This is a genomic window from Stenotrophomonas pictorum JCM 9942 (assembly GCF_001310775.1).
GTDB classification, from domain to species: domain Bacteria; phylum Pseudomonadota; class Gammaproteobacteria; order Xanthomonadales; family Xanthomonadaceae; genus Stenotrophomonas; species Stenotrophomonas pictorum.
Genome location: NZ_BAZI01000283.1, coordinates 1 through 3450, shown reverse-complemented (window position 1 = coordinate 3450; position 3450 = coordinate 1). Strand labels below are relative to the sequence as shown.

Annotated in this window: 1 protein-coding gene and 2 pseudogenes; all 3 read right to left on the bottom strand. The window is 67.2% G+C overall.

All coding sequences use genetic code 11. The features are described 5' to 3' along the window. A pseudogene (locus tag JCM9942_RS20825) lies at positions 1–838 on the bottom strand (Wadjet anti-phage system protein JetA family protein); the annotation flags it as partial. Continuing rightward, on the bottom strand, positions 775–984 hold the full coding sequence (locus tag JCM9942_RS20280) for a hypothetical protein (RefSeq protein ID WP_256202378.1): 210 nt from the start codon (positions 982–984) through the stop codon (positions 775–777). The gene JCM9942_RS20280 and the pseudogene JCM9942_RS20825, both read right to left, overlap by 64 nt. 280 nt (positions 985–1264) lie before the next feature. Beyond that, a pseudogene (glmS, locus tag JCM9942_RS12415) lies at positions 1265–3096 on the bottom strand (glutamine--fructose-6-phosphate transaminase (isomerizing)). Positions 3097–3450: the final 354 nt, after the last annotated feature.

Sequence of the window (3450 nt, the reverse complement as noted above, 5' to 3'; positions counted from 1 at the left end):
GGCGCGGACAGCACGCCACGGCAGGCGCGGCGCAGCAGCACGTCAAGCTTGTCGGGCGCACGCAGGCGGTAGTCGAGAAAGGCCAGCGCGCGGCGGTTGGCCTGGCGGATATCCTCGTCCAGCCGGGTCAGGTATTCGTCGATCCGCTCCAGCTCGCGCAGGCGCCCCAGACTGCGTGACAGGCGCTGCTGCGCGCGCGCTTCATCGCCACCAGTGAGGTGGTCGCGGTACCACGCCACCAGCGCCTCGCGCTGCGCGCCGGCCTCCAGCTGCTGCACCATCGCCAGGATCGAGCTGCGCCGCGCCATCGGATGGTCGGCACGGTGGAGCTCGGCGTAGTCGCCAATGAACAGCTGGCCGACATAGCGCTCGAACACTGCCGGGCGAACTGTGCGGTGGTCTCGGCCCTGCTCAGCTCCGGCATCAGGTCGCGCACCTGCAGGCTCATCGAGGCCAGCGACACCAGCAGGCGCCGCGCCTGGTCGGCGGCCTCGTCGAGAATGCCGCCGTCGGCATGGCCGTCGGTCACCTTCTGCAGCTGGGATTCGATCGAGCCCATCTTGGCGCGGACGAAGGTCGGCCCCTGTTCGCAGAACTCCACCAGGGCCGACAGCAGCTCGGCCACCATGCGCGGCATGCTCACCATCTCGCGCGCACCGATGCGCTCCTGGCGCAGCCAGCCGGCATCGCGGAAGCGGTCGTGGATCGCCGCGGCCCGCACGTTCAGCGGCGCGTCCGGCGCCTGTCCGTCCTCGTCCTCCCAGGGATCGTCGGTCAGCAGGTAGCGCTCGATCGCCGCGGTGATCTCGCGGCGCGGAAAACCGTGGCTGGGCGGCACTGGCGCATCCGGCCGAAGAACTCGTCGAACAGCCGGCACAGCAGCGCCCAGTAGTTCTGGCGGTTGGCCGAGGCCAGCGGACCGAAAATGCCGGCCGGCACCACCGAAAACAGGGACGGGAATGTCGCGGGGGATGTGGTGGTCAAAACGTCGGGGTCCTGCAGCTTCCTGCCATGCGCCGGCGATTGTGGCATATCGCCAGCGGCCTGGAACCGCCCGGCCGGCCGTGGGGACCAGGCGGCGTGCGGGGGCCGGCGACGGGCGATTTACGCACCTGCTCGCCGTCTTCGGCGGTTCCGGCCGTGTACACCCGGCCAAGAAAAAGCCCGGCACAGGGCCGGGCTCCGTCGCAGCGTCGGGGGAGAGAGGACCGGGCTGCAGGAGGGAGTTTCCACACCCGCAGTTACAGGGCCGTGACAGCCGTACTCACTCCACCGTGACGCTCTTGGCCAGGTTGCGCGGCTTGTCCACGTCGGTGCCGCGGGCCAGAGCGGTGTGGTAGGCCAGCATCTGCACCGGAATGGTGTGCACGATCGGACTGAGCACGCCGGCATGACGCGGGGTGCGGATCACATGCACGCCCTCGGAGGCGTTGAAGTTGCTGTCCTGGTCGGTGAACACGAACAGCTCGCCGCCGCGCGCGCGCACTTCCTGCATGTTGGACTTCACCTTCTCCAGCAGGCTGTCGTTGGGGGCGATCACCACCACCGGCATCTCCGCGTCCACCAGCGCCAGCGGGCCGTGCTTGAGCTCGCCGGCCGGATAGGCCTCGGCGTGGATATAGGAGATTTCCTTGAGTTTGAGCGCGCCCTCCAGCGCGATCGGGTAGTGCAGGCCACGGCCCAGGAACAGGGCGTTGGACTTGCTGGCAAAACGTTCGGCCCAGGCGGCAATCTGCGGCTCCAGGTTCAAGGCATGCTGCACGCTGCCCGGCAGGTGCCGCAGCTGTTCCAGGTAATCGGCCTCCTGGGCGGCGTCGACCTTGCCGTGCAGTTTGCCCAGCACCACGGTCAGCTGGAACAGCGCCGCCAGCTGGGTGGTGAAAGCCTTGGTCGAGGCCACACCGATCTCGGCGCCGGCACGGGTGTAGCAGACCAGCTCGCTGGCACGCGGATGGCGCTTTCCGGCACGTTGCAGATCGACAGCGTGTGCGTATGGCCCAGCGACTTGGCGTACTTGAGCGCCTCCATCGTGTCCAGCGTCTCACCGGACTGCGAAATGGTGACGATCAGATGCCTGGGGTTGGCATAGGCGGCGCGATAGCGGTACTCGCTGGCGATCTCCACGCTGCATGGCAGCCCGGCGATGGCCTCGATCCAGTACCGCGCGGTCAGCCCGGCGTAATAACTGGTGCCACAGGCCAGGATCTGCACGCCGTCGATGTCCTTGAACACCGCTTCGGCATTGGCGCCGAACAGGGTGGCCGGGAAGCCACCGGCATCGATCGCCGCTTCCACGGTGTCGCCCAGCGCGCGCGGCTGCTCGTGGATTTCCTTCTGCATGAAGTGCCGGTACGGGCCCAGTTCCAGCGAGGCCAGCGACACGTCGGACAGGCGCTGCTCGCGCTGCACCAGGGCGTTGTTGCCATCGAACACGCGCACGCCCTGACGGGTCAGCTCGGCGGTATCGCCCTCCTCCAGGAACATCACCCGGCGGGTGGCCTGCAGGATCGCCGACACGTCCGAGGCGACGAAGTTCTCGCCCTCGCCCAGACCGACCAGCAACGGACAGCCCATGCGGGCTACCACCATGCGGTCCGGCTCCTTGCGGCTGATCACCGCCAGCGCGTAGGCGCCGGTCAGCTCCTTGACGGTGCGCTGCAGGGCGCCAAGCAGGTCGTCGTGATCGGCCTGCAGATGATGGTGGATCAGGTGGGCGATGACCTCGGTGTCGGTCTGCGATTCGAACACATAGCCCAGCGCGATCAACTTTTCGCGTTGCGCTTCGTGGTTTTCGATGATGCCGTTGTGCACCAGCGCCACGCCCTGGCTGATGTGCGGGTGCGCGTTGGATTCGGTCACGCCACCGTGGGTGGCCCAGCGGGTGTGGCCGATGCCGACCGTGGCGTGGAAGTGCTCGGCACCGGCCGCGGCTTCCATCTCCGCCACGCGGCCGGTGCGGCGTACGCGACGCACCTGGTCCGCATCCAGCACGGCAATCCCGGAGGAGTCGTAACCGCGATATTCCAGCCGTTTGAGTCCTTCAATCAGTACCGGAACCACATCGCGATCGGCGATCGCTCCAACAATGCCGCACATAGTCGATCCACTTGCGTTAGTGAACGGACATTCTAAGCCAGCCAATTCGGACAGCCGCAGGACACGGCGAGCCATGGACCCGCAGGCAGTGTCCGCGACAGTGTCCGCGGACACCCGGACAGCCAGCGACACCCGATATTTCCAAACAAATTCAATGGATTGTGATTGGCACGCGATCTGCTTAACCAACAGCAACCCATGCAGTGAAGTATCCGATGATCCGTGACACCTCCGCCCAGGACCAGGTAAGCACCCAGCCCCCGCGCCCCATCTGGCGGCGATGGCTGTGGCCGGCTGTCACCACCTTGGTCGCGGTGGCGGGTATCGGCTACGTCGCCAGCAGCTGGCTGGGCG